The sequence below is a fragment of the Kerstersia sp. genome, from assembly GCF_052103615.1.
Classification (GTDB): Bacteria; Pseudomonadota; Gammaproteobacteria; order Burkholderiales; family Burkholderiaceae_B; genus Kerstersia.
The window spans coordinates 48,367-74,990 of record NZ_JBQEKA010000001.1 but is presented as its reverse complement, the minus strand read 5'-3'; the positions used below and the strand labels follow the sequence as shown (position 1 = coordinate 74,990).

Annotated in this window: 27 protein-coding genes and 1 tRNA gene; 11 read left to right on the top strand and 17 right to left on the bottom strand. The window is 62.4% G+C overall.

Translation table 11 applies throughout. The annotated features are described in order from the left end of the window. The first annotated feature begins 130 nt into the window (after positions 1–130). The 6 genes from ACTJGZ_RS00325 to ACTJGZ_RS00300 all read left to right on the top strand — a co-directional run bounded on the left by ACTJGZ_RS00325 (position 131) and on the right by ACTJGZ_RS00300 (position 6,120). Positions 131–673, top strand: a complete 543-nt coding sequence (locus ACTJGZ_RS00325; protein ID WP_441660967.1) for a tripartite tricarboxylate transporter TctB family protein — start codon at positions 131–133, stop codon at positions 671–673. A gap of 30 nt (positions 674–703) precedes the next feature. After that, complete coding sequence (locus tag ACTJGZ_RS00320) at positions 704–2,200, top strand: tripartite tricarboxylate transporter permease (protein ID WP_441660966.1); 1,497 nt, start codon at positions 704–706, stop codon at positions 2,198–2,200. Positions 2,201–2,321: 121 nt separating this feature from the next. After that, a complete protein-coding gene (locus ACTJGZ_RS00315) occupies positions 2,322–3,260 on the top strand; it encodes a 2-hydroxyacid dehydrogenase (RefSeq protein WP_441660965.1) in 939 nt (312 codons plus the stop codon). Between the two features lie 268 nt (positions 3,261–3,528). Further along, positions 3,529–4,341, top strand: a complete 813-nt coding sequence (locus ACTJGZ_RS00310) for an ABC transporter substrate-binding protein (RefSeq protein WP_441660964.1) — start codon at positions 3,529–3,531, stop codon at positions 4,339–4,341. Positions 4,342–4,568: 227 nt separating this feature from the next. Then, the gene (locus ACTJGZ_RS00305) at positions 4,569–5,288 is read left to right on the top strand and encodes an amino acid ABC transporter permease (protein ID WP_441660963.1); all 720 of its coding nucleotides are present in this window, start codon (positions 4,569–4,571) and stop codon (positions 5,286–5,288) included. Positions 5,289–5,412: 124 nt separating this feature from the next. Then, on the top strand, positions 5,413–6,120 hold the full coding sequence (locus tag ACTJGZ_RS00300) for an amino acid ABC transporter permease (RefSeq protein WP_441660962.1): 708 nt from the start codon (positions 5,413–5,415) through the stop codon (positions 6,118–6,120). 155 nt (positions 6,121–6,275) lie between these two features. Here the strand turns inward: ACTJGZ_RS00300 and ACTJGZ_RS00295 are convergent, their stop codons facing one another. The 8 genes from ACTJGZ_RS00295 to ACTJGZ_RS00260 form a co-directional block, all read right to left on the bottom strand. Beyond that, the gene (locus ACTJGZ_RS00295; protein ID WP_441660961.1) at positions 6,276–6,545 is read right to left on the bottom strand and encodes a hypothetical protein; all 270 of its coding nucleotides are present in this window, start codon (positions 6,543–6,545) and stop codon (positions 6,276–6,278) included. Between the two features lie 439 nt (positions 6,546–6,984). Beyond that, positions 6,985–8,343, bottom strand: a complete 1,359-nt coding sequence (locus ACTJGZ_RS00290) for an MFS transporter (RefSeq protein WP_441660960.1) — start codon at positions 8,341–8,343, stop codon at positions 6,985–6,987. Positions 8,344–8,693: 350 nt separating this feature from the next. Beyond that, positions 8,694–8,894 carry a 2-hydroxymuconate tautomerase family protein gene (locus tag ACTJGZ_RS00285; RefSeq protein ID WP_441660959.1) on the bottom strand — a complete coding sequence of 67 codons (201 nt, stop codon included), beginning with the start codon at positions 8,892–8,894 and terminating at the stop codon, positions 8,694–8,696. A 17-nt stretch (positions 8,895–8,911) separates the two neighbouring features. Then, positions 8,912–9,718 carry a 2-oxo-3-hexenedioate decarboxylase gene (gene dmpH, locus ACTJGZ_RS00280; RefSeq protein ID WP_441660958.1) on the bottom strand — a complete coding sequence of 269 codons (807 nt, stop codon included), beginning with the start codon at positions 9,716–9,718 and terminating at the stop codon, positions 8,912–8,914. An 11-nt stretch (positions 9,719–9,729) separates the two neighbouring features. Then, positions 9,730–10,515 carry a 2-oxopent-4-enoate hydratase gene (gene dmpE / locus ACTJGZ_RS00275; protein ID WP_441660957.1) on the bottom strand — a complete coding sequence of 262 codons (786 nt, stop codon included), beginning with the start codon at positions 10,513–10,515 and terminating at the stop codon, positions 9,730–9,732. 7 nt (positions 10,516–10,522) lie between these two features. Then, positions 10,523–11,983, bottom strand: coding sequence for a 2-hydroxymuconic semialdehyde dehydrogenase (locus ACTJGZ_RS00270; protein WP_441660956.1), 1,461 nt, complete (start codon positions 11,981–11,983; stop codon positions 10,523–10,525). 93 nt (positions 11,984–12,076) lie between these two features. After that, positions 12,077–12,769 carry a class II aldolase/adducin family protein gene (locus tag ACTJGZ_RS00265; RefSeq protein WP_441660955.1) on the bottom strand — a complete coding sequence of 231 codons (693 nt, stop codon included), beginning with the start codon at positions 12,767–12,769 and terminating at the stop codon, positions 12,077–12,079. Then, positions 12,766–13,629: a VOC family protein gene (locus ACTJGZ_RS00260; RefSeq protein ID WP_441660954.1), complete on the bottom strand. Its 864-nt coding sequence runs from the start codon at positions 13,627–13,629 to the stop codon at positions 12,766–12,768. The genes ACTJGZ_RS00265 and ACTJGZ_RS00260 overlap by 4 nt, the downstream gene beginning before the upstream one ends. Positions 13,630–13,727: 98 nt before the next feature. Here ACTJGZ_RS00260 and ACTJGZ_RS00255 point away from each other — a divergent pair, with 98 nt between their 5' ends. Next, complete coding sequence (locus ACTJGZ_RS00255) at positions 13,728–14,630, top strand: LysR family transcriptional regulator (RefSeq protein ID WP_441660953.1); 903 nt, start codon at positions 13,728–13,730, stop codon at positions 14,628–14,630. 147 nt (positions 14,631–14,777) lie between these two features. Here ACTJGZ_RS00255 and ACTJGZ_RS00250 read toward each other — a convergent pair whose 3' ends face one another. Both ACTJGZ_RS00250 and ACTJGZ_RS00245 read right to left on the bottom strand, forming a co-directional pair. Beyond that, complete coding sequence (locus tag ACTJGZ_RS00250; protein WP_441660952.1) at positions 14,778–15,617, bottom strand: class III extradiol dioxygenase family protein; 840 nt, start codon at positions 15,615–15,617, stop codon at positions 14,778–14,780. A 39-nt stretch (positions 15,618–15,656) separates the two neighbouring features. After that, complete coding sequence (locus tag ACTJGZ_RS00245) at positions 15,657–15,998, bottom strand: protocatechuate 4,5-dioxygenase subunit alpha (RefSeq protein ID WP_441660951.1); 342 nt, start codon at positions 15,996–15,998, stop codon at positions 15,657–15,659. Positions 15,999–16,078: 80 nt separating this feature from the next. On the opposite strand from ACTJGZ_RS00245, the gene ACTJGZ_RS00240 reads away from it, so the two are divergent. Further along, positions 16,079–17,011, top strand: coding sequence for a LysR family transcriptional regulator (locus ACTJGZ_RS00240; RefSeq protein WP_441660950.1), 933 nt, complete (start codon positions 16,079–16,081; stop codon positions 17,009–17,011). A 254-nt stretch (positions 17,012–17,265) separates the two neighbouring features. Further along, positions 17,266–17,970, top strand: coding sequence for a TerC family protein (locus ACTJGZ_RS00235; RefSeq protein ID WP_441660949.1), 705 nt, complete (start codon positions 17,266–17,268; stop codon positions 17,968–17,970). Between the two features lie 207 nt (positions 17,971–18,177). Here ACTJGZ_RS00235 and ACTJGZ_RS00230 read toward each other — a convergent pair. The 5 genes from ACTJGZ_RS00230 to ACTJGZ_RS00210 all read right to left on the bottom strand — a co-directional run bounded on the left by ACTJGZ_RS00230 (position 18,178) and on the right by ACTJGZ_RS00210 (position 21,766). Then, positions 18,178–18,252: transfer RNA gene (locus tag ACTJGZ_RS00230), tRNA-Arg, on the bottom strand. Positions 18,253–18,335: 83 nt separating this feature from the next. Next, positions 18,336–19,832, bottom strand: a complete 1,497-nt coding sequence (locus ACTJGZ_RS00225; protein ID WP_441660948.1) for an amino acid permease — start codon at positions 19,830–19,832, stop codon at positions 18,336–18,338. A gap of 94 nt (positions 19,833–19,926) precedes the next feature. Beyond that, the gene (locus ACTJGZ_RS00220; RefSeq protein ID WP_441660947.1) at positions 19,927–20,514 is read right to left on the bottom strand and encodes a YceI family protein; all 588 of its coding nucleotides are present in this window, start codon (positions 20,512–20,514) and stop codon (positions 19,927–19,929) included. A gap of 122 nt (positions 20,515–20,636) precedes the next feature. Next, on the bottom strand, positions 20,637–21,194 hold the full coding sequence (locus ACTJGZ_RS00215; protein WP_441660946.1) for a YceI family protein: 558 nt from the start codon (positions 21,192–21,194) through the stop codon (positions 20,637–20,639). Then, a complete protein-coding gene (locus tag ACTJGZ_RS00210) occupies positions 21,191–21,766 on the bottom strand; it encodes a cytochrome b (RefSeq protein ID WP_441660945.1) in 576 nt (191 codons plus the stop codon). Before ACTJGZ_RS00210 ends, ACTJGZ_RS00215 begins: the two co-directional genes overlap by 4 nt. A gap of 199 nt (positions 21,767–21,965) precedes the next feature. Between ACTJGZ_RS00210 and ACTJGZ_RS00205 the strand changes: the two genes are divergently transcribed. Then, entirely contained in the window at positions 21,966–22,682 is a 717-nt protein-coding gene (locus ACTJGZ_RS00205) for a heavy metal response regulator transcription factor (protein ID WP_441660944.1), read from the top strand. Continuing rightward, the gene (locus tag ACTJGZ_RS00200; protein ID WP_441660943.1) at positions 22,679–24,145 is read left to right on the top strand and encodes a heavy metal sensor histidine kinase; all 1,467 of its coding nucleotides are present in this window, start codon (positions 22,679–22,681) and stop codon (positions 24,143–24,145) included. The genes ACTJGZ_RS00205 and ACTJGZ_RS00200 overlap by 4 nt, the downstream gene beginning before the upstream one ends. Positions 24,146–24,268: 123 nt before the next feature. Here the strand turns inward: ACTJGZ_RS00200 and ACTJGZ_RS00195 are convergent, their stop codons facing one another. Both ACTJGZ_RS00195 and ACTJGZ_RS00190 read right to left on the bottom strand, forming a co-directional pair. Continuing rightward, positions 24,269–24,952, bottom strand: a complete 684-nt coding sequence (locus ACTJGZ_RS00195; RefSeq protein ID WP_441660942.1) for a ProQ/FinO family protein — start codon at positions 24,950–24,952, stop codon at positions 24,269–24,271. Positions 24,953–25,218: 266 nt separating this feature from the next. Beyond that, on the bottom strand, positions 25,219–26,091 hold the full coding sequence (locus ACTJGZ_RS00190) for a pirin family protein (RefSeq protein WP_441660941.1): 873 nt from the start codon (positions 26,089–26,091) through the stop codon (positions 25,219–25,221). Positions 26,092–26,624: the final 533 nt, after the last annotated feature.

Sequence of the window (26,624 nt, the reverse complement as noted above, 5' to 3'; positions counted from 1 at the left end):
GATGGCCAAAAGCGCCCGTTGCATATGCCGGGCGCTTTTTGCCGTCATGCCGCCGGTATGATGTCCCGAGCAGCTGTTCAGCCTGGTGGCGGCAGCCGGCGGAAAATTGAGTCCTGTCAGGAAAATCATCGTGTTGATAAAAAATAAAGCTAGCGCCCTGGCGGGCCTGTTGTCCATTGTCGGCGGCCTTGCTGCTGCCGTGGTGGCGCGGGGCTTTCCTCCTAGCTTGACCGATACCGATATTGGGCCCAGCGTGTTCCCGATGGCTTACGGCCTGGTGCTGGCGCTGCTGGGCTTGCTGCTGCTCGTCAAGAGCCTGTGGGCGCGTGAGCCGGCGGCACCCAAGGCCGACCCCTCAGCTGTGGTCAGCGAAGCTTTGCAAGAGGCGGCCGATAGCGCCGACCCGGAACATGCGCCGGTGCATCTGGGGCGTTTGTTACTGGGTGTTCTGGGGGCTGCCCTGTATATCGCGGCCATTGTGTATGCCGGATTTGCCTTGTCCACAGTGCTGTATCTGTGGCTGATGATCTCCCTGCTCAAGGGGCCGGGCGCCATGTGGCGTTTCTCTACCATCGCGCTGGCCGTTTTTATCGGCCTGGTGGTCTATGGCGTATTCGTCGAACTGTTGCAAGTGCCGCTGCCCGCAGGCGAGTGGTTTCTTGGCGACGATTGACGCACGGAGTCAGGAAGAATGGATAATTTGATGTCACTTTTGCAAGGCGCGCAAAGCCTTGTGATGCAGTGGGACGCCATGGTGCTGGCCATTGCCGGCGTGGCGCTGGGGATTCTGGTTGGCGCCTTGCCGGGCCTGTCGGTCACCATGGGCGTGGCCATCATGCTGCCCTTTACTTATGGCATGGAGCCTTTGCACGGCCTGCTGTTGTTGTCCGGGATTTTCTTTGGCGGTGTCTATGGCGGTTCGATTACTGCCATTTTGCTGCGTATCCCTGGTACCCCGGCAGCGGCGGCCACGGCGCTGGATGGCTATGTCATGACGCGCCGCGGCGAGGCCGGGCAGGCGCTGGGCGTGGCGGTGTTTTCTTCCGTGACGGGCGGCATCATCAGCGTGCTGGTGCTGATTTTCCTGGCCCCCATGCTCGCTAATTTTGCGCTGCGGTTCAGTGCTGCCGAATCGTTCGCGCTGGCGGTGTTCGGGCTGAGCATTATTTCCAGCGTGTCGGGCGGCTCGGTGCTCAAGGGCTTGCTGGCGGGTTTTGCCGGCTTGCTGCTGGCGACAGTCGGTATGGATCCGCTGGTGGGGCTGCCCCGGTTTACCGGGGGCATGTCCGAACTGTATTCGGTGCCTTTCATTCCGATCATGATTGGTTTGTTTGCGGCAGCCGAAGCATTCAAAATGCTGTCGGAAAGCAGCAAGGTCAATGAAGTCAAAACGATGATCGGGCGCATTCTGCCCACCCGGGCGAATTGCCGCAAGGTCTGGGGCACGATTTTGCGTTCCAGCGGTTTGGGCACGGCTATCGGCATCATTCCGGGTGCCGGGGCGGATATCGCGGCCTTTGTGGCCTATGGGGAAGCACGCCGTTTCAGCAAGCAGCCCGATACCTTTGGCAAGGGGGCGGTGGAAGGCGTCGCTGCTGCCGAGGCCGGTGCCAATGGCTGCACGGGCGGCGCCATGCTGCCCATGCTGACGCTCGGGATTCCGGGCGATGCCGTGACGGCCATCATGCTGGGCGCGCTGACGTTGCAAGGCATGCAGCCCGGCCCGCGTTTGTTCCAGGAGCATGGCGATCTGGTTTACACCCTGTTTGCCGGTTTGCTGTTCTGCTATGTGATGCTGCTGGTGGTGGCCTTGATGTCCATGCGCTTCGTGGCCCGCATTGTGCAGATCCCGAAAACCGTCCTGATGCCGCTGATTATGGTGCTGGCGGTGGCGGGCGCCTATGCCATCGGCAATAGCCTGTTCGATGTGGGCATCATGATGGTCGCGGGTGTGGCGGGGTATCTGATGATCAAGGCCTCCATCCCGGTATCGCCCATGGTGCTGGGCCTGGTGTTGGGCCCTATGGCGGAAAGCAATTTCCGCCGCGCCCTGGCCTTGTCCGAAGGCAGTTACGATTTCCTGTATGAGCGCCCCATTACCCTGGGCCTGCTCAGCCTGGCCGCGCTGACGGTGCTGGCGCCGGGGTTCAGCGCCTGGCGCAAACGCCGGGCAGCGCGTCAAGCGGCAGGGCAAGCCTGAACCGCGCCTGGGCAGCGTGCCTGGGTGAGCCTTGGCAGTGCAGCTTGGGGCTGCGCCGCCAAGGCCGGTTTCAGGATGCCTTGAGCATGCATTAAGCAAGAATGATTGAGGAGACAGATTGATGGAACAGGTCCATGTGCTGCAGGTCGCCTATGTGCCGCATTTCCTGGAAGAGCAAATGAACCGCCACTTCCAGGTACACCGGGCCAGCGAAGATGCGGCTCCGGGGTCGCTGGGCGAGGCGGCATCCCGCATTCGCATTCTGGTTGCCAATGGTGAATCCACGATTCGGGCTGCCTTGCTGGATCAGTTGCCGGCGCTGGAGCTGATCGTGGTGTTCGGTGTCGGCTATGACGGCGTGGATGTCGCGGCGGCACGGGCGCGCGGTATTGCCGTGACCCATACCCCGGATGTGCTCACGGATGACGTGGCCGATATGGCGTTTGCGCTGTTGCTGGCGCAGGCCCGCCGGGTGGTGGAGGCCGATGCCTTCGTGCGCGCGCAGCGCTGGCAGGAAGGTCCGTTCCCCTGGTCTTTCAAGGTATCGCGGCAAAAATTGGGCGTGGTTGGCATGGGCCGTATCGGCCGTGCCGTGGCGGAGCGGGCGGCAGCCTTCTCCATGGAGGTGAGCTACACCGCGCGGCGCCAGGCGGCAGATGTCAGCTGGCGTTACGAGCCTTCCTTGCTGGCCTTGGCCAGGGACGTTGATTTTCTGGTGGTGTGCACCTATGGCGGCGCGAGCACGCAGGGGCTGATCAGCGCGGAAGTGCTGGACGCCCTGGGGCCGGGTGGCCGCTTGATCAATATTGCGCGCGGCTCGGTGGTGGATGAGGCTGCCTTGATCTCTGCCTTGCAGCAAGGGCGTTTGGGCGGCGCGGCGCTGGATGTCTATGCGCATGAGCCGCAGGTGCCGCAAGCGCTGTGCGCCTTGCCTAACGTGGTGCTGACACCGCATTCGGCCAGCGCGACCACGCAGACGCGCAAGGCAATGAGCGATCTGGTGTTTGCCAATATGCAAGCGCATCTGGAAGGGCGGCCTTTGCCAACGCCTGTGCCCTGAATCCGGGGCTGAGGCTGAGCCGGGTGTGAAGCCCGGCACAGCTTTGAGCCGGAGTCTGATTTGCCCGCCGCAGCGCGCTTGCCGCTGCGGCTTTTTTTCGCCCTGGCGCGGCATTGCGCGCAGCTGGGGTTTCTTTATTTCCATAAAGAATAAGTAATAATAAATTCTGTATATCCTGGTTTTAAGAAGCCGTGTTTATATAACACCCATGCCAAGCCCTGCGGGTTTTCCCCAGCGAGCGCATGGCGCAACTTTGGAGCAGATTGAGATGAAAAAGACTTTGAAAGCCGTGGCTGCGCTGTCCCTGGCCCTGGTCGCCGGTCTGGCGCATGCGGATCGCCTGGATGACATCAAAAAGGCGGGCGTCCTGAAAGTCGCCGCTTTCGACAGCAACCCCCCGTTTGGCTTTGTGGATGAGAAGAGCCGCCAGATCTCTGGCCTGGATGTGGATTTCGGCAAGGCTTTTGCTGACAAGCTGGGCGTCAAGCTGGAAATCGTGCCGACCAACCCGGCCAACCGCGTGCCGCTGCTGACTTCCAATAAGGTGGATCTGGTGCTGGCCAACTTCACCATCACCGAAGAGCGCGCCAAACAGGTGGATTTCAGCATTCCGTATTTTGCTTCCGGCACCCAGTTCATCGCCCGCAAGGGGACGTTGACCTCGCCCGATCAGCTGAATTCGCTGCGTGTGGGCGTGGATAAGGGCACGGTCAATGAAATCGTGCTGCGCGAAAAGTATCCCGGCGCCACCATCGTGGCCTATGACGATACGCCGTTTGCCTTCACCGCGCTGCGCAATGGCAACGTGCAGGCCATCACGCAGGACGGCCCCAAGCTGATCGGCCTGCTGGCCAATGTGCCGGACAAGGAAACCTGGGAAATCCCGGCATTCGCGATCTCCAGCGATTTGATTGGTGTGGGCATTCCCAAGGGTGAAGACAGCCTGAAGGCTTTTGTCGATGAGACGCTGGTGGAGCTTGAGCAAGGCGGCAAGGCCCAGGAAATCTATGATGCCTGGTTCGGCCCGGAAACCAAAACCCCGCTGACCCGCATCTATCGTATCGGCGACAAGCAGCCCTGATTGCTGATGCGGCACCGATTCGCTGTGCCTGGCGGCTGAGTCTGCCCGGCCACTGATGCAGGCCCGGACGGTATCCAGACTGTCCGGGCCTGCGTGTGATTGTGCCGCGGGCTGCTGCCAGCCTGCCGGTACAATCGCACGCAGGCATCTTGCGCTTATGTCATACACGGTTTGTTTTCTGGCCCTCGCCATGCAAGGCGGCAGGGCCGCCTGATTTTTCCTCGCCCATGTTTGCAGACTGGCTCGCGCCCAAATATCTCGATTGGCTCTTTGAGGGCTTCAAGGTCACCCTGCTGCTGTCCCTGATGGCCTGTGTTGCAGCCACGGTGCTGGGCGCCGTGTTGTGCCTGGCACGTTATTCGCGCTGGCGCGCAGTACGGCTGCCGGTATCGCTGGGACTGAGCTTCTTTCGTAATACGCCGCTGCTGGTGCAGCTATTTTTCTGGTATTTCGGGGTGTCGGCATTGCTGCCGCAATCCTGGATGCTTTGGCTCAATAGCGTGCATCGTTTTGAATTCGGCATCTTTGGCGTGCAATGGCCGAGCTTCGAGTTTCTGGCCGGCTGGTGGGGGCTGACGCTCTACACCACCGCTTTCATTGCTGAAGAACTGCGCGCCGGCATCCAGGCGGTGCCGCATGGGCAGTGGGAAGCCGGGCGGGCGCTGGGCTTGCCGGGGCGTGATATCTGGCGCCGGATTGTGCTGCCGCAGGCATTCCGGGTGTCCTTGCCGCCCTTGCTGGGGCAATACATGAACGCAGTCAAGAATTCCTCGCTGACCATGGCCATAGGGCTGGCGGAATTGTCTTACGCGTCACGCCAGGTAGAAACCGAAACGTTCAAGACCTTTCAGGCCTTTGGCGTGGCCACTCTGTTGTATATCGCGATTATTGCCGTGATCGAAGCGGTGGGTTACTGGATGCAGCATCGTTATCGTTTGAAAACGTGACGCCGTGCCATGAGAAAACGCATTGCCGTTCCCTGAAAGGCTGCGGCGCGGCCTCATGAGTGTCACCCAAGGTTATTGAAGCTGCCGCCCGGCCGGTACTGGCGCGGCGGGAAATGGATAAAGCATGGATTTCAGTGTCATTGCCAACAACTGGCTGTATTTCCTGGTGGGGGCCTATCCCTATGGCCCGCTGGGCGGCTTGTCGCTGACGCTGCTGCTTAGCCTGCTGTCTGGTCTGGCGGCCAGTATTCTGGGCCTGTTTCTGGGCATGGCGCTGGCATTGGGGCGCGGCCCGCTGCATGGTCTGTTAACGCTGCTTATCGGTTTTCTGCGGGCCATTCCCGTTTTGATGCTGATTTTCTGGGTGTATTTCCTGCTGCCCATGCTGTTCCAGGTGGATATCCCCAAACTGGTGACGGTTGTGGCGGCGCTGTCGCTGATAGGCGGCGCGTATCTGGCGCATTCCGTGGCGGCCGGCATACGCAGCCTGCCGGCAGGCCAGTGGGAGGCGTCGCGTTCGCTTGGGCTGAGCGTGTGGGAAACCTTGCGTTTTGTGGTGTTACCCCAGGCCTTGCCCATCATGGCGCCTTCTTTCATTAATCAGTGGGTGGCCTTGATCAAGGATACGTCGCTGGCCTATGTCGTGGGAGTAGCGGAGCTGTCATTTGTCGCCACGCAAGTCAGTAACCGCACGATGATTTATCCGCTGGAAATCTACCTGTTCGTGGCTTTTGTGTATTTCCTGCTGTGTTCGGCACTGGAAATGGCGGCCAACCGTATGGCGGCGCGTTATGGCGCGCGCCATGCCCAGGCGGGGGGTGTGCCGGCCTGAGTGCTTGCCGCTTGAATATGAAAAAGCCCGGTTTCCAGAAGGAAACCGGGCTTTTTTCTTACCGCACGGGCCTGCGTCAGACAGCGCGATTGCAAGCAGCGCGCTGCCGCAGCATGTGCCTGCTGCGGGCAGGTACTACAGGGAGCCGCGTGGAATTATGCTGCTTTGCCGTGAAGGCTGGCCGAGCGGGCCATGCTGCTGCGCAATGCGGCGCGGGCTTGATGCTTGCGCGCTTCGACGATGGTGTTGAAAACAGCCTTGAACGTGCGGTTCACGCCATTGCCGATGGCGCGGAACATGGCGCGCATGGCTTCGGCGCGTTGAGCGTCGATTTCATCCAGCATGGCGCGTTGCAGCAGCGCACGCTCCAGCGAGTCGGTCATGCGGATGTCGGAATACAGTTCGGTGTTGGTTTGCTTGGTCATGGTGGCGGCTCCTTATTGTTTGTGATGTGTCATACAGTGCGGTCTTGGATAAGACAGACTTCTATATGACCTAGGGAAAACCCTTGAGACGAATTATAGGGAAAACCCTGAATTCATGCAAGGGTTTTCCCTAGGGCTTCTTAGTATCGTGTTGTTATATAGAAGAAAACCGCCGGAATAAGCCGGAAAGGCGCAGCAAAGCCGCCGGTGCGGGCAGGCCTGGTGATTGCGGGGAAAGAGGAGGAGGCCGGGCGGGAAGGAAGGCCGGAAGGCGCGCAGGCAGAAAGGCAGGAGCCAGCAGAGCGGAGAGCAGGGGGAGGAAGGGCGAGGAAGGGCGAGTCTGGCAAACGCCTTGGCAAGCGGACCGCCGGCCAGGCCGGCGGACAGCAGGAGGAAGAGCGCAAGGGGCGGCAAGCGCTATGCCGCCCCGGACAGCCTATCAGGAGTGGTGAGCGGCAGGCACCGTGCCAGGCAGGTTGCGGCGGCGGGCCAGGCTCATGCGGTACAGCACGAAGATGGCAGCCGAACCGATCAGCACCGGCAGCGCGAGCCAGTGGAAAAACACTTGCGATGAACCGGCAGAGGCAATCATCCAGGCGCCCAGCATGGAGCCGACGATGGAACCGAAGCGGCCGCTGGCCATTGCGTAGCTGACACCGGTGACGCGGGCCGTCGTGGGGTAAATCGTGGCGGAAACCAGGTTCAGGCCATTCTGCGCGCCGGCGACACCGAAACCGATCAGGAAGACGGCGGCAGCCAATTCATAAATATCGCCCATCATGTAGCCAGTCAGCGCGATGATGACGGCAGCGCCCAGGTACGACAGGGCCAGCACGCGGTAAGGGCCGACGCGATCCATCAGCAGGGCCATCAGAATGGCGCCCACCGTGCCGCCCAGCGGCACCATGGCGCCGATACGCGAGGCATGGGCAATGTCATAGCCCGCATCCTTCAGAATGGTCGGCAGCCAGCTGGTCAGCAGATAGAACACGAACAGCGAGCAGAAGAAGGCCACCCACAGCAGCAGCGTCTGGAGCGTGCGGCCTTCCGCGAACAGATTGCTGACGGGGGAGCGGCTTTGCGCGGGGCGCTCATCGTCCAGGATCGTGACGCCTTGCCAGGATTTGCCGGTGATGCGTTGCACGACTTTATGCAGGGCGTCGGCATGCTTGGGGCTGGACGCCAGGAAACGCACCGATTCAGGCATCAGCCAGGCCAGCAGCGGCAGCATCAGCAGCGGCACGGCGCCGCCGAACATCAGCACACCACGCCAGCCGTAGGCGGGAATGATCTGGCCAGCCAGCAGGCCGCCCAGCGCCAGGCCGGCAGTAAAGCCGCTCCAGCTCAGGGTCACCATAATCATGCGGCGGCGTGCGGGCGAATACTCGGAACTGAGCGTAATGCAGGTCGGCATGGCGCCGCCCAGGCCGATACCGGTCAGGAATCGCAGAACGGTCAGGGATTCGATGGAGTGGGCATAAGCCGTGGCCAGGGTGCCCAGGCCGAAGATCAGAACGGAAACCAGCAGCACGCGTTTGCGGCCGATGGCGTCGGCGACTGGCCCGAAAATCAGGCTGCCGACCATCAGGCCGATCAGCCCGGCGCCGAAGGCGGGGGAAAGCTGCGCGGCCTGAAGACCCCATTCCTCACGCAAAGAAGGCGCGATATAGCCGATGACGGCGGTATCGAAACCATCCACCAGGACGATAAGGAAACACAGGGAAAGAATAATGATCTGAAAGGGCGAGATTCTCGCGTTGTCGATGATGTCGCCAATTCTGGCGGTGTTCTGGCTCATGGTGTCTCCTCGTTGCTCGGTTCTTTTTTTACCGCCTGTCTGTCATTGCGCAGGGGTTTTTTATGGGTTTTCAGATACTGCTCAGGGACTGCGTGCTGCGGGATAGTGTTAAGTCAGTGGGGGTATTTTGTGTCCGGTGTTGGTCGGGCCGGGAAAACATGCCAGCCCGGCCATTGCATTCACGCAGTGGCCGGGCCAGGCAAACGACGCCTCCGGATTCCAGGCCGGGACGTTCATCTGCCCGGCGCGGCACAGTCCGGGGCCGGACGCGCGGGGCGGATGGTAGATCGGTTTTGTTCTTGATGGCGCTAGTCTGTCCTGGCAAAGTTAAGGGGGCTTGCGGGCGGCTGTCAGCCGCTCGCCTGGTGGCGTTCAGCCAGCGTGACACCGCCGGATGCCCATTGGGTTTCCGGCACTTCCTGCAGCAATACGCGCACGCTGGCGATGGGAGCATCCAGGCTGCGGGCGATGGCTTCGGTGACATTGCTCAGCAATGCGCGCTTGGCCTCTTCGCTGCGGCCGGCGGCAATGTGGATCATGGCGATGGGCATGGCGGCGGTGTCCAGGGTCAGGCAGGTTTGCTGCCGGAAACAAAACGCATGGAAACGCTGCCCAGATGCTGGTAGCGCACCGTGACGCAATCGCCCGCGGCCACAGCAATGGCTTCGGTGATGCCGCCAGTCATGATGAAGGTGCCTGCCGGAATTTCGCGGCCTTGCGCGCCCAGCATGTTGGCCAGCATCGCAACGCTTTGCGCCGGGTGGCCCAGTACAGCGGCGCCAGCGCCGGTGGCGACCACTTCGCCGTTCTTTTCCAGCACGACGCCCAGGCATTTCAGATCCAGGCCTTCGACGCCGGCCATCTGGCCGCCAGTCACGAAACGCGCCGAGGAAGTATTGTCCGCGATCACGCTCTTCAGATCGAAGTTGAAATTCTTGTAGCGCGAGTCAATGACTTCAACGGCGGGCAACACGAAATCGGTCGCGGCCAGCACGTCGCCGATATGACAGCCCGGCCCCTTGAGCGGATGCTTCAGGACAAAGGCGATTTCGGCTTCGACCTTGGGGTGGATCAGGGTATCGACATCAATGGCCGACCCTTCCAGGCAGGAACCGTAGTCGGTCAGGAAGCCATGGATGGGTTCGGTCACGCCCATTTGCCGCATTTTGGCAAAGGACGTCAGGCCCATTTTCAGACCGGCGATACGCACGCCGCGGGCTTCCTTGCGCTGGCGGATGGCGTTCTGGATCGCGTAGGCATCGTCCCAGTCCATGTCGGGATGGGCTTCGGTGATCTTGGTCACTTCCGTGCGCGTCAGCTCGGCCTGTTCCAGGTGTTCGGCCAGTTGGGTAATGGTGTCAGCGGAGAGTTTCATGATGCATTCCTTCAAGCAAAACGGACGGAGGCAGCGCCTATGCCGCCCAGACTGATGCGCAGATGGTCGCCGGCCTGCACCGGCACCATGGCGGCCAGGGAGCCGGACAAGATGACTTCGCCCGGTTCCAGGGCAATACCCAGTTGTCCCAGGGTATTGGCCAGCCAGGCCACAGCATTGGCCGGATGGCCCAGCGCGGCAGCGCCGGCGCCGGTGGCGACGATCTCGCCGTTCTTTTCCAGCGTCATGCCGACGCAGGCCAGATCCACATCACGCGGATCGGCGCCGCGGTCGCCCAGCACGAACACGCCGGCCGAGGCGTTATCGGCCACGGTGTCCTGGATCTTGATCTTCCAGTCGCGGATGCGCGAATCGACGATTTCGAAGCAGGGCATGACATAAGCGGTGGCGCGCAGCACATCGGCCACGGTCACGCCCGGGCCGCGCAGCGCATGCTTGAGCACGAAGGCGATTTCGCCTTCGGCCTTGGGTGCAATGAGGCTGCTGGCGGGGATGCTGGCGCCGTCGTCATACAGCATGTCGGACAGCAGCATGCCGAAATCGGGCTGGTCAACTTTCAGCATATCCATGACGACCTTGCTGGTGACACCTATTTTCTTGCCGATGATGCGGGCGCCGGCCGCCAGGCGTGGCGCCAGCATAGCTTGCTGGACTTCATAGGCCTGCGCCAGCGTCATGTCCGGATGCGATTCGGTCAGCGGCGCCACGGCCTGGCGCATACTCAGCGCCAGGTGCAGTTCCTGGCCCAGTGCCTGGATGTGTTGGGAGTTCAGCATGCCGGTCTCACAGACGCACGCAGACGTTGCGCAGCTCGGTGTAGAACTCCAGCGAATGCACACCGCCTTCGCGGCCGATGCCGGATTGCTTGGCGCCGCCGAAAGCCGTGCGCAGGTCGCGCAGGAACCAGGAGTTGATCCAGCACACGCCGACTTCCAGCGCGCTGCCCATGCGGTGCGCGACTTGCAGGTCGGTGGTCCAGACGCTGGCTGCCAGGCCATACGGCGTGTCATTGGCCAGTTCGATTACTTCTTCTTCCGTATCGAAGGGGGCGATATGGCAGCACGGCCCGAAGATTTCCTCACGCACGACGGCGGAAGATTCCGGCAGGCCGGTCCAGATGGTCGGCTCGAACCAGGCGCCTTCGGCCAGGTGGGCGGGCATCTCGGGAACCTTGCCGCCGTGCACCACGGTGGCGCCGTCAGCAACGGCCTGGCGGCAGTAGGACAGGATTTTTTCGCGGTGCCCCAGGGACACCACCGGGCCCATTTGGGTATCCGGGTTCTGCGGATCGCCAATGCGGATGCTGGCCGCGTAGGCCTTGAATTCGGCAACGAAGCGTTCGAACAGCGGGCGCTGAACGTAGATGCGCTCGGTGCCCAGGCAAACCTGGCCGCTGTTCTCGAACACGGCGCGGCCCAGGCCCTTGATGGTCTTTTCCAGGTCGGCATCCGCGAACACGATACCGGCGTTCTTGCCGCCCAGTTCCAGCGAGACCGGGCGGATACCCTTGGCAGCCGCCTTAGTGATGATTTCGCCGGTACGGGTTTCGCCCGTGAAAGTCACGCCATCGACGTCCGGGTGCGCGGTCAGGAAGGCGCCGGCGGAGTCGCCGCCGAAGCCATGCACCACGTTATAGACGCCCGGCGGAATACCGGCTTCATTCATGACTTCGCCCAGCAGCGTCGCGGTGGCAGGGGTTTCTTCCGAAGGTTTGACGACTACCGTATTGCCGCAGGCCAGCGCCGGGCCGACCTTCCAGGTCATCAGCAGCAGCGGCAGGTTCCAGGGACAGACCACGGCGATCACGCCGCGCGGCGCGCGCACCGCGTAGTTCACGGCCTTGCCGCCGTCAGGCGTGTCCATCATGAAGCTTTCAGTCGGCACGTTCTTCATCAGGTCAGCGAAGACCTTGAAGTTCGCCGCGCCGCGCGGAATGTCCAGATGGCCGGCCAGATGGACGGGTTTGCCGGTATCGGCCACTTCGGCTGCCAGGAATTCGGCATGGCGGCGCTGGATGCCATCGGCGACCTTGTGCAACAGTTCCATGCGTTGCGCGACGGTCATCTTGCCCCAGGGGCCGCGCAGCGCGGCGCGGGCAGCGCGCACGGCAGCATCGACTTCCTGTTCGCCGGCTTCATGGATCATGCCGACCAGGCTATTGTCGGCCGGGTTGCGGTTTTCGAAAGTGCGGGGGCTGGAGACCCACTCGCCATTGATGAAGTGACGGAATTCTTTGGCAGACATACTGTATTCCTTTGTGTTGCTGATCTATGGATTCAGGCCATTGCGATGGCCGGCCAGGTGATCTCACCAGGCCGGGCAGGGCGGGGGCGGGCGTCAGGCCGCTTCGGGGTCGCCCACCGTGAGGTAATCCCACATGCGTTCGTAAATCCGGCCATTGCGGGTGGCGCGCTGGGCGCAGGTCTGGGCATCCAGGGCCGGACGGCCCTGTTCAAGGCCGGCGCTGCGCAGCGTCAATTCAATGCGCGCGGCGTCTTCCAGATACCAGGTCAGCGTCAGCGCTTCGACCAGCGAATCGCCTGCGACGATGGCGCCATTGCCGCGCATGGCCAGCGCTTTGCCGGCGCCGAACAGTTCGCCCAGGGCACTGGCCTGCTCATCGGTGCGCAGTAATTGCACATCGTCCCAGAGCGGAATGCCGGGCTGGAAATAGGTGCCCATGCCGTGCCGCGGCTGCGGCGTCAGGCCAGCACAGGACAACGCCATGAGCTGGGGCGGCATGCTACGGATGACGGCGCCGATATCGTCACGGCGCTGGTAGATTTGCTGGTGGATGCGGACTTCGCCCAGCACGCCTTCGGGCAGCTCGCCGCGCACAGGCACCAGGGTGCCTTCATCGCCAGGCAGGATCAGCCCCATGGGCTTGGCTGCGCAGACCAGGAAATAATCGGCGTTCAGCCGCAGGCTGCAATGGCCATAGGCATGGGCCAGCCCGGCGCGCGACAAGGCGCGCGCCGCCATGCGGACGTCGCGCTGCTGGGCCGCGCTTGCGGCGGGCAGCGGGCTCATGAACGGAACTCCGGGATGTCCGGCTTGGCGCCCCACATGCAGAAGGATTCAGGAATGCCGGGGAACTGGCGCGGCTGGTGGGTGGCTTCCTGCTCCGGGCTGATATGGCTGACCCCGGTGGAATACTCGTAGGTCATGCCGTCCGGGCCTTCGAAATACAGGAAGACGGCGCCGGAAGTCGGGTGACGGCCCGGGCCGAAGAGGATCTTGACGCCGCGGGACAGCAGGAAATAGTAAGCGCGCATCACGTCGTCGATGCTTTCGACCTGGTGATTGATGTGCTGCACGCCAGGGTGCTTGGACGGGAACAGGGCGATCTTGTGGTGCACTTCGTCAATGCGCAGCAACGGCGCTTCGCCGATGCGGTCGCTGACGCGGGCGCTGGCCAGGCCTGTCCAGAATTGCTCATCGCGGCGCGCATCCATGGTGCGCAGGCCGATATGGCTGAAGCCGGTAATACCGGCATCACGGCTGGCAAAATAGCGCCGGCCGCTGGCTTGCGGGCGCAACACCAGTTCGATATTGTTGCCGCTGGGGTCCTGAAAGCGGATCAGATCATCGACGTAGCGGACTTCGGCATCCGCACGCGTGCCGTGCACGACCTGGAATTTGTTCTGTTCCAGCAGAATGGCAGCGCTTTCCAGCTCGTCGGACGAAGTCACCTCGAATGCCGTCGTGGTTTCGTTGGGGTCGCCTTCGTAATAGCACAGTGTGTGGTCCCGGTCATCGGACCGGAAGTAAATCGCGCCATTGGCCTCCCGGGCAACCTGCAGACCGAGGATTTCGGTTGCGTAGCTGCGTGCGTCTCCGAGATTTTTAGTGCCAAGGCGGACATAGCGTATGTCGTGCAGATTGATCATTTGTCTGCTCCTTGATTGCTTTTTTAGTGGACTCATTCTGGCAGTTGCCTTCTAATCAGAAAAGCCGCTTCTGTTTATTCGCACTATTTGATTTGCTTATGGTTCCCCGTACCGACCTCAATCTGCTCCGCGTCCTGCTTGCCATTTATGAGACGGGCAATGTCACGGCGGCGGCCAAACAGCTGGGCATCAGCCAGCCGGCGGCCAGCGCGGCGCTTGCGCGCTTGCGCCATTCGCTGGGCGACCCGCTGTTCATCCGTTCGGGCGCGCGCATGGAAGCCACGCCCCGGGCGCTGGGGGTGATAGAACGCACCCGCGAAGTGCTGGAAATCATCGACCGCGATATCTTGCGGGGGCCGCAGTTCGACCCTGCCCAGACCGAACATGAGTTTGTCCTGTGCCTGAGTGAAGTAGGCGAGATCGTCTTTTTGCCGGCCTTATTCGAGCAGCTGCGCCGCGCCGCGCCCAAGGCCAGGCTGCGCACCATCAGCCTGGATGCGGATGCTCTGACTGAGCATCTGCACGACGGCAAGGTGGATGCTGTTTTGGGCTATTTCCCGGATCTGAACGACCCGCATATCTACCAGCAGCGTCTCTTTTCCCACGAGCTGACCTGCATGCTGCGCGAAGGCCATCCGTTTGCGGGCGAGCGCCTGTCCATGGCGGATTTCTGCGCTGCCGACCATCTGCAAGTGCGTGATGGCACCCGGCGCCAGGAAATGTTTGATGCCTATCTGGCCAGCACCGGGGTCCGTCTGAATGTGGTCCTGAAAACGGCGCACTACATGAGCGTGCCTTCGCTGATCGAGCAATCCGACCTGGTGGTGGTGCTGCCGCGCACCGTGGCGGATCTGTATGCGCACAGCGTCAATGTGCAGACCATAGAGCCGCCGATAGATATTGCGCGCTACGACCTGAAGCAATACTGGCATGCCCGTTTCCAGCAGGCCCCCAGGAATGTCTGGTTCCGGCGCTTGATCACGGATGTGTTTGCGGAATAGTTGCCGGGCCGGGCCGGGCCGGGCCGGGCCGAGCTGGGCAGGGCAAGCGGCGCAACGGCCAAAAAAAAGCCAGACACAGCTGTGTCTGGCGAAAAACCAGGCCATGACTGGCCTGGGGCCGGATGAGGAGGCACCTGGCGTTAAAAATCAGTCAAGCGGCTCCAGCAGTTGCACGCCGGAGGCCGTGTTGGAAATCGGGATGTGATAGTTGCGGTGAACTTCACGCACTTGTTCGCCCAGGGCGCCGCGCGTGGCCAGCCACATCAGCAGTTCTATGCCTTGGGTGCCCGCGCGTTCCACCAGTTCATGAATACTGAACTGCGTGGCCCAGCGCGGATCCTTGACCAGGCTGTCCATGAATTCCAGATCGAAATTCTTGTTGATGAAACCGGCGCGTTCGCCATCAAGCTGGTGCGACAGGCCGCCAGTGCCCAGGAAGGCCACGCGCTTGTTGCTATCCCAGTTGCGCACGGCCTGGCCGATGGTCGCGCCCAGGTCGTAGCAACGCTTGGCCGAGGGCAGCGGGAACTGCACAGTATTGATGTTGACGGGGACCACCGTGACAGGCCACTTCTGGTCGGGCCAGAGCAAGGCCATGGGCAAGGTGAAAGCGTGATCGACCAGCATCTCCTGACAGGAGACAGGGTCGAATTCATTGGCGACCAGCGCTTCGATCAGATGCCACGACAAGGTCTGCTCGCCCTTGAATTCCGGCACCTGGGGAATGCCCCAGCCTTCGTCCGCGTTGTTGTAGAACGGCGCGGCGCCGATGGCGAAGGTCGGCATTTTGTCGAGAAAGAAGTTCAGGCCGTGGTCGTTGTAGAACACGACGACGACGTCCGGGCGCTGGCGGGCCAGCCACTCGCGCACTGGCGGAAAACCGTCGAAAAAGGGTTTCCAGTAAGGGTCTTGTTGCAGTTCCTGCGCGATGGCGCGGCCGATAGCGGGAACGTGTGAAGTCAGAATGCCGCCGACGATGGTTGCCATGATGAATGTCCTTGTATCTTGTGTCTGCGGGAAAGGGGCTCAGTCCTTGGCATAGGCCAGCAATTTGGCCTTGAATGCTTCTTTGGTCATGCCGGTTTGCTGGGCGCCCAGATCCTGCACATCGAGTTTCAGGATGCCGGCGAACTTCGCCAGGTAATAGACATTGCCGCCAGCGTCTATCAGTTGCAGCACATTGCGGTTGCGGATGGCGTCCCGCTGGGCTTCATTCAGCCCATAGCTGGCACAGTAAGCGTCTTCGTCAGCGAGAAAGGCAGCACGGTTGGCCGCATCGTTGAAGGAAAAACACATCTTGTTCAGCGCGTAGCCGCGCATGGCCAATTCGCCGTCGAACAATTTGGTACCTGGAATTTCGTGTGACATGCCTGCCTCCGCAAGGGGATAATGGCATCAGTATTCCCTTATTAGCAGTATGGATAAAGGCCGGTTCAGTCATGAAACCCATGAACGATTTCGATCATTTGGACCTGGATGGCAGGTTGTTGCAGTTGCTATGGGTGGTGTATGAGGAAGGTTCCGTCACCCGCGCGGCGCAGCGTCTGGGGGTCACGCAGTCCGCCGTCAGCCACGGGCTGGACAAACTGCGCGCCATTGCCGGTGATGCGCTGTTCGTCAAATCCGGCCGCGGCATCGCGCCGACCGCCATGGCTGGCGTGCTGGCGGAGCGCGCCCGGGGCCTGTTGGATGAGTTGCGGCATTTCACGCTGGCGGCAGGCTTCGAGCCGGCACGCCTGAACATGAGCCTGACCATCGCGGCCAATGATTTGCAGCGCGATGTGCTGCTTCCCGCGCTGTTGCGGCGCTTGCGTGAGCAGGCGCCCGGCGTGAGCCTGCATGTGGTGCCTTCTGGCGCGCCCACGCCTGCCGTGCTGCGCGAGCAGCATTGCGATTTGCTGATTACGCCGCGTCCGCCGCTGGGGGATGATATTTACCAGAAGCGCCTGTTTGAAGATCGTTATTGCATCTTCTATGACGCGGCCCTGTGTGCGGCGCCCGCCAGCATGAAGGCCTACCGGGCCGCCGAGCATGTGACGGTGCTGTACGAACCCCGGCGCATGCTGGATATCGACGAATGGATGCTGCGCAAAGGCGTGCAGCGCCGTTTTGTGGCGACGGTGCCAGGCATGGCGGCGCTGGGGGCGATGCTGCATGGCGGCCCGTGGATCGCGACAGCGCCTTCCTTGCTGGCGGTGGGGGCCTTGCGGGGCCTGGCGACGGCGCCGCTGCCCCTGGAAACGCCATCAATGCCCATGTATATGGTGTGGCATCAGCGGCATCAGGATGACCCCGTGCATCGCTGGTTGCGGGCGCACGTTGCAGAAGTTGCGCAGCAGCGCGGCGAAGTGAGCTATACTCAGCCCCATCAAGGGGAGTAGCTTACCTCCGAGTCATCGTCATGACGGATAACTGCCTGTGTCTTGGCCTTTATCCCGGTGTCCGGGCGGCATTTATGCCGCAAGCAAGACCTTGCCGTAAGGGCAAGGTTCGTGCGTGAAAAACCCTCTTCAGCATGTGGCCTGGTCCTGGTGGATCGGGCCATTTTTGTTTCCGGGTGTCACCATGCGGAAAGGCAAAAGTTCCGATCTGGTTTTCAGATTAATGAATTGCCTGTTTTGAGGATAGACGAACCATGCTGGAATTTTTTCAGACCCTGAGCTGGGCTGCCGTTTTCCAGATTATCTTGATTGATATTCTGCTGGGCGGCGACAACGCCGTGGTCATTGCGCTGGCTTGCCGCAACCTGCCGGCGGACAAGCGCATGAAGGGTATTCTGTGGGGAACGGCTGGCGCGATCGTGCTGCGCGTTGCCTTGATCGCTTTTGCGCTGACCTTGCTGGAAGTGCCGTTCCTGAAGATAGTCGGCGCGGTGCTGCTGGTCTGGATCGGTATCAAGCTGCTGATCCCCGAGGACGACGCGCACGGCAAGATCACAGGCGGCGCTTCAGTGTTTGCCGCGGTCAAGACCATCATCATTGCCGACCTGGTCATGAGCCTGGATAACGTCATCGCCATTGCTGGCGCGGCCCAGGGCGCGCATGCCGATCATCAGCTGGGCCTGGTGGTCTTCGGGTTGCTGGTCAGCGTTCCCATCATTATCTGGGGCAGCACGCTGGTGCTCAAGCTGATCGACCGTTTCCCGCTGGTAGTGGTGTTCGGCGCCGGTTTGCTGGGCTGGCTGGCGGGCGGCATGCTGCTGACCGATGCCGTGCTCAAGAACCATATCGGCGAACCGTCCAGCCTGACGCATATTGGCGCAGGTGTGGCTGGCGCCCTGCTAGTCGTTGGGGTAGGCCTGGGCTTGGGCCGCCGCAAGCGGGCCAGCGCCGCACATTGACGGTCAGGACTGAGTGAGCGGGCGGCATGAATTGCGCTGCTCGGATGGGGTGCCGGTGGGCACCCCATGAAAAAACCCCGTTGGCAAACGCGAACGGGGTTTTTTATCTCTGATGCTGTCATCAGCCTGGATTGCCGTTGTGGACGGCTGCCGGTCCAGTTGCCAGCAGGCTGAACCAGGCTTGTTGCGCAAGCACCAGGGGAAATCTGGCGCGCCCGACAGGAATCGAACCTGTATCGAGAGCTTCGGAAACTCCTATTCTATCCATTGAACTACGGGCGCAGAGCCAACGATTGTACTCTGCTTTTCCTATTCCGTGTGCGGCCTGTGATCAGACGCGCAACAGGGGCAGCGCAACAGCGCGCTTAGGGCTGTGTGGCGTCATTGGGGAAAGTCATTTCCGAGTAACGGACAAAGCGGGTTTTCCTGGCCAGACGGTAACCCAGCCAGATGAGCAGGAACAAGGGAATGCCGACATAAGTGGCGATGGCGCCGACCCAATCAATGCGCTCTTGCAGGAAGGCGTTGTAGTTTTGCCCCAGCGTAATGATGAGGCACAGGACGAAGGCGAAAATCGGCCCGAAGGGAAACAGCCCGGCGCGATACGGCAGGTCGTCCAGATTGAGGCCGCGTTTGATGTAGCCTTTGCGGAACCGGTAGTGGCTGACCGAGATACTGATCCAGGCGATGAATTCTGTCATGCCTGCGGTATTGAGCAGCCAGATATAAACGACCTTGGGGCTGAAGATGGAACTGACGAAGCACAGCGCGGCCAGTGCTGTGGTGGCGAGCAGCGCGTACAGCGGAACGCCGTTGCGGGTCAGGCGCGCCAGCGCGCGCGGCGCTTTTCCCTCGGTGGCGAGATTGAACAGCATGCGCGTGGCGGCATACATGCCGGAATTGCCTGCCGAGAGAACCGAGGTCAGGATGACGGCATTCATGACCGCTGCGGCCGACAACAGGCCCGCGCGTTCGAAGACCAGGGTGAAGGGGCTGACGCTGACATCGGTGACGTCACTGCGCAGCAGCTGAGGGTCGGTGTAGGGAATGAGCAGGCCTATCACCAGAATCGCCAGCACATAGAACAGCAGGATGCGCCAGAACACCTGTTTGGCGGCCTTGGGGATGTTCACCCTGGGGTTTTCCGACTCGCCGGCGGCCACGCCAATCAGCTCCGTGCCCTGGAAGGAAAAGGCCACGATCATGGCGACGCCTACCATGGCGGCAAAATTGCCTGCGAAGGGCGCATCGCCGATGGTCCAGTTGGACACGCCAGTGCCCTGGGCGCCATGGATGATGCCGCTCAGCATGGCCAGGCCAGTGATGATGAAGATCACCACCGCCACCACCTTGATCAGCGCAAACCAGAACTCGCTTTCGCCAAAGCCTTTGACGGAGATCGCATTCAGGCCGAACATCAGCGCCAGAAACAGGGCGCTCCAGAGAATGCCGGGCACATCGGGCAGCCAGTAAGCCATGACCAGTTGGGCCGCGACCAGATCGACAGCCACGGTAATGGCCCAGGAATACCAGAAATTCCAGCCTAGCGCGAAGCCGAATCCCTCTTCGACGTAGCGCGCGCCGTAGGTGGCGAAAGAGCCGGAAACCGGCATGAATGCCGCCAGTTCGCCCAGGCTGGTCATGATGAAATACACCATGCAGCCTATCAGCGCGTAGGCCAGCAGGGCGCCGCCGGGGCCGACTTGGGCAATGGTCGCGCCCGAAGCCACGAACAGGCCGGTGCCAATGGCGCCGCCGATGGCGATCATGGTCAGGTGGCGGGTTTTGAGGGAGCGTTGCAGATGGGGCGCGCGAGCGCTGTCTTGGCTGTCGCCAGACGGGGATGGAGCGGGGTGAGTCATAAAAGCGGTTGCATACCGGTACGGTTCGGCATCATACCGCCTGGGCCAGCGTGATGCAGGACGGCGGCCGGAATTGGCCGCCGTCCATGCCAGCTTATTGCTGGATGGCTTCCAGGGTGACGCGCAGCGTGACTTCATCGCTGTTGACCGGGACAAACTTGCCCATATCAAATTCCGAGCGCGTCAGTTTCACGCTGCCGGCGGCGCCCAGCGCGGGTTTTTTCGCCATCGGGTGATCCGCCAGCACGACATCGTCGATGGTGACGGTGACATCCTGGGTGATGCCTTTGATGGTCAGCTTGCCGTCGATGGCCACGGGGCGCTCGCCGTCGAATACGACTTTATCGGACACGAAGGTCGCGGTGGGGTAGGCGGCGGTATCGAGGAAATCCTTGGCCTGGATATGGCCATTGAAGCTTTCCAGGCCGGTATTCACCGAACGGGTATCCACGGTGATGTTTACCTTGCCGGTTTTGGCCGCTGTGTCGAGCACGATGGTGCCGGTGGCATTGTTGAAGCGGCTGGTCTGGGTGCTCAGGCCGACATGGCGATAGGAGAAGCTGACAGCCGTATGGGTGCCGTCCAGCACATAGGTGACAGGCGCGGCGAAGGCGGGCAGCGTGGCGCCGAGGGTCAGGGCAGCGGCCAGGCCGAGGCGGGTGCTGAGGCGGGAAAAATTCATGGTGGCTCCGTGTTGGGGGGAAACGGCAGGTGCCGTTTCCAGGCTGGGGTGAAGGGTTGCGCCGGGCCCGGGCAGCTGGGCTGGCGCGGCGCGGCGGGAATTCAGGGCGAAGGCCGGCAGCGTCAGGGGGCCGGGCGGGCGCTCAGGGTGAAGGAAATGCCGACCTGGCCGGCCACGATATCGGTGGCAGCCCAGGGGCCTTCGCCAATGCCGTAGTCGCCGCGGGTGATATCGAAGCGGCCTTCGAAAATGCCCAGGCCATCTTTTTCGGTGAAGCTGGCCGGGATGGTCACGGGCTGGCTTTTGCCTTTGATGTTCAGGGTGCCGCTGGCTTCGTACTTGCCGTCGCCCACGGCCTTGATGGCTGTCGTGGTGAAGCTGGCGACCGGGTGGCCGCCAACATCCAGCCACGAAGCGGTGCGGACTTCGTCATTGCCTTCGTCGGTGCCGGTGTCCACGCTGTCGAGGAAAACCTCGACCGACGCGCTGCCTTGTTCGGGCTTGGCCGGATCGAATTGGATCTTGCCGGCAAAGCGCGGGAAGTCACCATCCATGGCGACGCCCATTTGCGAATAATGGAAGCGGATCTGGCTCTTGTCCGCATCGACATCCTGATAGGATGCTGCCATGGCGTGCCAGGGCAGCAAGGCGGCAACGGCCGCGGCGATCAGTGTTTTCATGCTTGGGGGCTCCTTTTTCCGGCGGCATAAGCGCAGCGCGGCAACATGCGCGCCAGCAGGCCGTCCTTGTCGATGAACTGGTGTTTCAGGGCTGCCAGGGTATGCAGCAGCAGCATGCCGAGAAAAGCGAAATTCAGGTAGGCGTGGATTTGCGCCAGGGTAGCGCCCAGGGCGCGGTCGCGTGCCAGCAGGTCGGGCAGCGGCAGCACGCCGAACCAGACAGTTTGCACACCCTTGGCCGAACTCATGAGCCAGCCAGACAGGGGTATGCCCAGCATCAGGGCGTACAGCACGAGATGGCCGCCATGGGCCGCCAGGCGCTCCAGGCGGTTCATGTGCGCGGGCAACACAGGCGGCGGATGGCCCAGGCGATAGCCGATACGCGCCAGCGCCAGCAGGAACACGCTTACCCCCAGCCATTTATGCCAGGAGTAGAGTTCCAGCTTGCCTGGGGAAAAGGGCAGATCCTGCATATAGAACCCCAGCGCTAGAATGCCGGGCATCAGCAGGGCGATCAGCCAGTGCAGCAGCTTGGCGAAAGAGGTGTATTGGGCGTTGCGTGAATGGGACATCTCGTTGCGGCGCTTCCGGGCGCCATGAAACTTGGAATGGCAGCCATCTTAGGCTGGCGGCTCTGACCTGAAGATGACCGCTGGCTGACATTTTTGTCAGTCAGCGGTCAGCGGCCTGACGGCTGCTGCATGGTAGTTTTAACGCAGAATCACGGTTGCCTGGCAGAGAGTGCCGGGCGCCGCCAGGGAGAATGAAAGCGTGCGTTTGCTGATTGTCGAAGATGAGGAAAAGACCGCGTCCTATCTGTACCGTGGCCTGACGGAGCAGGGATATACCGTGGACATGGCCAACAATGGGGTCGATGGTTTGCACTGCGCGCTGGAGCAGGACTATGACGTCGTCGTGCTGGATGTCATGCTGCCTTTGCAGGATGGTTTCCAGGTGCTGGCCGCCTTGCGCCAGCGCAAGTGCACGCCGGTGCTGATGCTGTCGGCGCGCGGCGATGTGAATGACAGAGTGCGCGGTTTGCGCCTGGGGGCGGATGATTATCTGCCCAAGCCTTTTTCTTTTACTGAACTGGTGGCGCGTGTGCAGGCCCTGGCCCGCCGCCGCGGCGCGGAGGCGCAGCAACAGGATGCGACCAGTCTTCAGGTCGGCGATCTGCATATGGACTTGCTGGCGCGCAAGGTGACGCGTGCCGGGCAGCGGCTGGATCTGACAGCCAAGGAGTTCGCCTTGTTGAGCCTGCTGGCGCGCCACGAGGGCGAGGTCATGTCCAAGTTGATGATTGCGGAGCAGGTCTGGGATATGAATTTCGATAGCGATGCCAATGTGGTGGAAGTCGCGGTGAAGCGTTTGCGCGCCAAAGTGGATGCGCCGTTTGCAACGCGGCTGCTGCACACGGTGCGCGGCATGGGTTATGTGCTGGAAGAGCGGGGCGAGCCCAGCGGCCGGAGCGGGGAGCCGGGCGCATGAAGACCGTCACGGCACCGCCAGCCGCGCCCGGGCCTGACCGCCAGGCCGGGGCGCAGCGCCCGGCATCCCCCTCATCTTTTTCATTCCGTTCATCCATCACCCGCCGGCTGGTGTGCATGTTCATCTTGCTGGGCACGCTGGTGTTCGCCGCCAGCGGGGTCTGGCTGTACCGGTACCTGGAACGCACCCTGCTGGAGCAGATCAGCGGCGAGCTGGAATTTCGCCATTCGCTTTTGGATCCCTTGCTGGCCGCCAGCGGCACGCCGGACCAATGGCTGGCAGTCCGCCGCAAGCTGGAAGACCTGGGCGGGCGGGATTCCCGCACCCGTTATTGGGTGCTGAGCGACACCCCTGCCTATACCTTCGGTTCCGGCCCGGCGCAGCCCGAGTGGCTGGGTAAACCGGAAGGCATTTCCGTCATTCCGAATCTGACTGGCGGCCGGGCCTGGGTGATATTTACCCGTCTGATCCCGGCCCATGGCGAACGGCCGGCCATACGCTTTGTCACCGTGTCGGATTGCACGCCGTATTTCCAGACGCTCGGGAAATTCCGCCAGAGCATGGTGCTGACTTACCTGGTCGGGGTGCTGCTGATTGCCCTGCTGGCCTATGGCATTGCGCGTTTCGGGCTGGCGCCTTTGCGCCGCCTGAGCGCCCAGGCACGCCAGTTGCCGGTAGGGAATTTCAGCCAGCGCCTGGATGTGCCGGCGTTACCGGCAGAGCTGTGCGAACTGGCGACAGCTTTCAATGGGGCGCTGGCGCGCCAGGAGGCGGCCTGGCAGCAGCTGGAGGCTTTCAACGCCAATGTGGCGCATGAACTGCGCACCCCGCTGGGCAACCTGATGGGGCAAACGCAAGTCATGCTGGCGCAACGCCGCAGTGTGGAAGAACTGGAAAACCTGCTGGAGTCGAATATCGAGGAAATCGAGCGGCTGACAGGAATCGTCAATGACATGCTGTTTTTGTCATGCGCGGGCAGCGGCCAGCGTGCGGCTGATCTTAGCGATGTGTCGCTGCGCGAAGAAGCCTTGAAAACGGTGGAGTACCTGGAGCCGGTGTTTGCCGATCACCAGGTCGATGTCAGGGTGAGCGGCGATGCGCGTGCGTCCATAGACCGCCGCCTGTTTCACCGCGCGCTGGGCAATCTGCTGCAGAATGCGGCGCGGCATGCGGTGCCCGGCAGTTGCCTGGAGGTATTGCTGAACCGGCAGGCGGGCGTGGTGACAGCGGCAGTGGCCAACGCTGGCGCAGCCATTGCGCCGGACATAGAGGCGCGTTTGTTCGAGCGCTTTTACCGGGCCGACAGTTCCAGGGCGCAAAGCGATATGCACCACGGCTTGGGTTTATCCATTGTGGCGGCGGTCGCGCGCATGCATGGCGGCAGCGCCAGCGTCCGGCGCGAGCAGGGGCGCAATGTGTTTGTCTTTACGATGCAGGATGGCGCTGCGGCTGCGGCGCAATAGCGCCAGCGCTGCCGGCCTGCCTCGAAAAACCGGCTGGTGCCGCGCTGCGGAAAGGCCGGGTGTGCTGTCAGCGGTGTTTGTCATGGCGGGCTGCTTGCGGCAGCCCGCCAGTGACTGGCCGGGTTATTGCGCGGTATCCGGGGCAGCGTCGTGGCCGACGGCTTCCGCCTGGGCTGGCACGGCGGGCGTGGCCTCAGGTGCGGCGGCCGGGGCGGCCGGGGCGGCAGCGGGCGGCGTGGCGGTGTCAGCGGTTGCGTCAGCTGCTGCGTCAACGGCTGCGTCAGAGGCGGCGCTGCCTTCGGCTTCGGCGGGCTTGCGGGCGGCCGCGGCTGCCTTGCGGGCTTCATTGCGCTGGCGCCATGCCAGTTGGCGGGCGCGCTGCGCTTCAGGCGCGGTGACTGTGCCGGCGGCGGTGCCTTCGAGATCGACACGCGTCGCGCCTTCCGTCAGGCAAGCCCAGTAGCGGCTGCCCTGGCACCAGGTCTTGACCGCTTCTTTCAGTTCTTCCTGGCTCAGCTTCAGGGCTTCGCCTTGCGCATACAGATCATTATGGATGCCCAGCTTGAGCGGCACCTTATCGGCGGGCTTGCGCGGGAAGGCATTGGGGAATTGCCGTTGCAGACGGGCAATGGTCAGAACGACCGGATCTGCCGGAGGCGTGTCGCGGCGAGGGCCTTTGGCGGCACTCTTCGGGCCGCGAGCAGGCGCCTTGCGCTGGCCGCGGCGTTGCTGTGGCTGGGCGTCGGCCTGAGCCTTGGCAGCCAGTTCAAGCTCCCGCTTGAGCGCGGCAAGTTGTTCAAATCCCATAATGCCTTTGATTTCCGTTGATTTTGCGACCGGCCAGCCTGATGCCCGATCGCGGGCCAGGGGGCGGGGTGACTGCATTCCGCCCGTTGGCCGGGCGCAGAATCTTCCCGCCGCAGGTTTGCAGCAGGAAGGGCTGTGTGGGGGGATTGTAGTAGTTCTTGGCCCAGGCGCCAGCCCTGGCCGCAGCGCTGCGGTGTCATTGCAACGGGCTGTGATGGGAATGCGGCGCCGCGCCAACACTGGCGCGGCGAGCACCGGGGGGCGCGTCAGGCGTGCGTGGCGGGCATCAGGCCGAAGCGGCCCGCGCGGAAATCGGCATAGGCCTGGCGTATTTCGGCGGAATCGTTCATGACGAACGGCCCGTGCCCCACGACGGTTTCGGTTAATGGCGGCGCGCTGAGCAGCAGGAAGTCGGCGCCCTCCCGGCTGCCCAGGCGCAACTGGGTGCCCGTGAGCCCCAGATGGGCGAGATGCGCCTGGTCCAGCGTGGCCGCATCGTTCAGCTGCAGGATGCCGCGCCGGGTCACGACGGCGGCAATGTGGCCTTCCGGCAGGGTGAGATCTACCGTGGAACCGGCGGCGATGCGGCCGTCCCAGACATTCATGGGAGAGAAGGTCAGCGCCGGGCCGCGTGCGCCGCCATGTTCGCCTGCGATCAGACGCAGGTGGCCGCCACCAGGCAGCGCCTGAACGGGAAGGGTGGCGCCGGCCAGGGTCTGATAGCGCGGCTGCGCAGACTTGTGCGCGGCAGGCAGGTTTACCCACAGCTGGAACATTTCGAACAGGCCGCCCTGGCGGGCGAATGAGGCCGCGTGGAACTCTTCGTGCAGGATGCCGGAGGCCGCTGTCATCCATTGCACATCGCCGGGGCCTATCGTGCCGCCGCCGCCCGTGGAGTCACGGTGTTCGACTTCGCCGTGATAGACGATGGTGACGGTTTCAAAGCCGCGGTGCGGATGCTGGCCGATGCCGCGCCGTTCGGTGGTCGGCGCGAAATGCGTGGGGCCGGCATAGTCCAACAGCAGAAAAGGATTGATCTGCTGGCCCAGGCCGTTATAGGTAAAGAGGGAGCGCACGGGAAAACCGTCGCCGACCCAATGGCCGGCGGGCGGGGCGTGGAGCGACAGGATAGGTTTCATGCGGGGTTCTCCAGAAGCGGCGAAAGCCGGGGGGGCTGCCAGGGACATCCGCCGGAAATATCAGCGGTCTGGCTGCGTGGCGGTATGGCGCCCATGTCATGAAGGTAAGGGCAAATATGCCTTGCGGCTAGGGCTGGATTTGGATTGCAGTGTTCCATTTCCGGGGCCTTGCCGTTTTGCGCGGGGTGTGACGGCCTGGCAGGGCAGGGTAAGTGCCCAGGCCAGGCGGCAGGGGAATCCCTTAGAAGTTAAGGAAAGCTTGATGTAAATCAAGCAGCGGCTTTCATGCTGCGTTCGCACCTGTTTGCCCGCTCTGCGGCGCAAGAGTGGCGGAATCACTGATTGTCGTGTCATGTTGCGATGCAATGCGAGCCGCGCCGCGCCCATTGACCCATGGTTTTCCTGTACGACCAAAGTCGCCTGTTCCCTTGGCTGAGTGAGGTCTAAATTGCCAATCAGAGGATTTCCGGCGCGTGCCGTTTTCCGGTGGGGCGCATGGCAAATCCCGAGACTCAAATAAAAAATACAGGAGA

Bases quoted from the DNA above. Each gene is read 5' to 3' on its own strand.
- ACTJGZ_RS00320 (WP_441660966.1), top strand. From the start codon at position 704: ATGTCACTTTTGCAAGGCGCGCAAAGCCTTGTGATGCAGTGGGACGCC.
- ACTJGZ_RS00315 (WP_441660965.1), top strand. From the start codon at position 2,322: ATGGAACAGGTCCATGTGCTGCAGGTCGCCTATGTGCCGCATTTCCTG.
- ACTJGZ_RS00310 (WP_441660964.1), top strand. From the start codon at position 3,529: ATGAAAAAGACTTTGAAAGCCGTGGCTGCGCTGTCCCTGGCCCTGGTC.
- ACTJGZ_RS00305 (WP_441660963.1), top strand. From the start codon at position 4,569: ATGTTTGCAGACTGGCTCGCGCCCAAATATCTCGATTGGCTCTTTGAG.
- ACTJGZ_RS00300 (WP_441660962.1), top strand. From the start codon at position 5,413: ATGGATTTCAGTGTCATTGCCAACAACTGGCTGTATTTCCTGGTGGGG.
- ACTJGZ_RS00295 (WP_441660961.1), bottom strand. From the start codon at position 6,545: ATGACCAAGCAAACCAACACCGAACTGTATTCCGACATCCGCATGACC.
- ACTJGZ_RS00290 (WP_441660960.1), bottom strand. From the start codon at position 8,343: ATGAGCCAGAACACCGCCAGAATTGGCGACATCATCGACAACGCGAGA.
- ACTJGZ_RS00285 (WP_441660959.1), bottom strand. From the start codon at position 8,894: ATGCCCATCGCCATGATCCACATTGCCGCCGGCCGCAGCGAAGAGGCC.
- dmpH (WP_441660958.1), bottom strand. From the start codon at position 9,718: ATGAAACTCTCCGCTGACACCATTACCCAACTGGCCGAACACCTGGAA.
- dmpE (WP_441660957.1), bottom strand. From the start codon at position 10,515: ATGCTGAACTCCCAACACATCCAGGCACTGGGCCAGGAACTGCACCTG.
- ACTJGZ_RS00270 (WP_441660956.1), bottom strand. From the start codon at position 11,983: ATGTCTGCCAAAGAATTCCGTCACTTCATCAATGGCGAGTGGGTCTCC.
- ACTJGZ_RS00265 (WP_441660955.1), bottom strand. From the start codon at position 12,769: ATGAGCCCGCTGCCCGCCGCAAGCGCGGCCCAGCAGCGCGACGTCCGC.
- ACTJGZ_RS00260 (WP_441660954.1), bottom strand. From the start codon at position 13,629: ATGATCAATCTGCACGACATACGCTATGTCCGCCTTGGCACTAAAAAT.
- ACTJGZ_RS00255 (WP_441660953.1), top strand. From the start codon at position 13,728: ATGGTTCCCCGTACCGACCTCAATCTGCTCCGCGTCCTGCTTGCCATT.
- ACTJGZ_RS00250 (WP_441660952.1), bottom strand. From the start codon at position 15,617: ATGGCAACCATCGTCGGCGGCATTCTGACTTCACACGTTCCCGCTATC.
- ACTJGZ_RS00245 (WP_441660951.1), bottom strand. From the start codon at position 15,998: ATGTCACACGAAATTCCAGGTACCAAATTGTTCGACGGCGAATTGGCC.
- ACTJGZ_RS00240 (WP_441660950.1), top strand. From the start codon at position 16,079: ATGAACGATTTCGATCATTTGGACCTGGATGGCAGGTTGTTGCAGTTG.
- ACTJGZ_RS00235 (WP_441660949.1), top strand. From the start codon at position 17,266: ATGCTGGAATTTTTTCAGACCCTGAGCTGGGCTGCCGTTTTCCAGATT.
- ACTJGZ_RS00225 (WP_441660948.1), bottom strand. From the start codon at position 19,832: ATGACTCACCCCGCTCCATCCCCGTCTGGCGACAGCCAAGACAGCGCT.
- ACTJGZ_RS00220 (WP_441660947.1), bottom strand. From the start codon at position 20,514: ATGAATTTTTCCCGCCTCAGCACCCGCCTCGGCCTGGCCGCTGCCCTG.
- ACTJGZ_RS00215 (WP_441660946.1), bottom strand. From the start codon at position 21,194: ATGAAAACACTGATCGCCGCGGCCGTTGCCGCCTTGCTGCCCTGGCAC.
- ACTJGZ_RS00210 (WP_441660945.1), bottom strand. From the start codon at position 21,766: ATGTCCCATTCACGCAACGCCCAATACACCTCTTTCGCCAAGCTGCTG.
- ACTJGZ_RS00200 (WP_441660943.1), top strand. From the start codon at position 22,679: ATGAAGACCGTCACGGCACCGCCAGCCGCGCCCGGGCCTGACCGCCAG.
- ACTJGZ_RS00195 (WP_441660942.1), bottom strand. From the start codon at position 24,952: ATGGGATTTGAACAACTTGCCGCGCTCAAGCGGGAGCTTGAACTGGCT.
- ACTJGZ_RS00190 (WP_441660941.1), bottom strand. From the start codon at position 26,091: ATGAAACCTATCCTGTCGCTCCACGCCCCGCCCGCCGGCCATTGGGTC.